This is a genomic window from Paenibacillus oenotherae, from assembly GCF_019443105.1.
GTDB classification, from domain to species: Bacteria; Bacillota; Bacilli; order Paenibacillales; family Paenibacillaceae; genus Paenibacillus_Z; species Paenibacillus_Z oenotherae.
The window spans coordinates 1-822 of record NZ_JAHZIJ010000073.1 but is presented as its reverse complement, the minus strand read 5'-3'; the positions used below and the strand labels follow the sequence as shown (position 1 = coordinate 822).

1 protein-coding gene is annotated in these 822 nt (G+C 55.5%); it reads right to left on the bottom strand.

The genetic code is table 11. The annotated features are described in order from the left end of the window. Window positions 1-822, bottom strand: an 822-nt coding sequence (locus K0T92_RS25805; protein ID WP_219875271.1) for a non-ribosomal peptide synthetase, incomplete at both ends; no start/stop codon positions are given.

The following is an 822-nucleotide window of genomic DNA, read 5'->3' as shown; positions in this document are numbered from 1 at the left end:
CGACTTCACCTTCGACCGGCCTCTGATCCACCGTATGAGCCAACTTTTCCATGAGAGGACTTATCTGCTCAATCGTCTGGTGCTGAAAAATATCATGAACGGCAAGTTTATAGTCGTATTGATGAAGTCTCGACGCTACCTGAATCGCCTTAATCGAATCTCCACCAATTTGGAGGAAATTGTCTTTCAATCCTACCGCCTCAATGCCTAGCACCTCTTCCCAAATGGATGCCAACAGCTTTTCAGGACCGGATTGCGGTGCGTCGTTTCCGGTTTGCCCCCGATGCCGATTGCCTGGTTCCGGAAGATTTCTCCAATCCACCTTCCCGTTCGGCGTCAACGGCACTTTATCCAATTCAACTACAAACGCAGGTATCATATAGCTCGGCAGTTGATTTCCCACATATCGGCGAAGCTCCGCTGCTTCCAGCTTGCCGTGACCAACCACATACGCGCACAGATAGGAATCCGCTCCCTTATCCTGACGCGCAATCACTACCGCTTCCTTCACCTGCTCGTGTCGCTGCAGAACCGCCTCGATCTCGCCCAGCTCGATCCGGTAGCCCCGGATTTTCACCTGCTCGTCGATCCGGCCCAAATAGTCCAGGTTGCCGTCCGGCAGCCATCTCGCCAAATCTCCCGTCCGGTACAGCCGCTCTCCGTTCGGATGCTGCACAAACTTCTCTTCCGTCAGTTCCGGGCGGTTCAGGTAGCCGCGCGCCAAGCCCGCTCCCGCGATGCACAGCTCTCCGGCTACCCCGATCGGCTGCTCCCTGAGCCGATCATCCATGACATACAGCCGCGTATTGGACAACGGCTTCC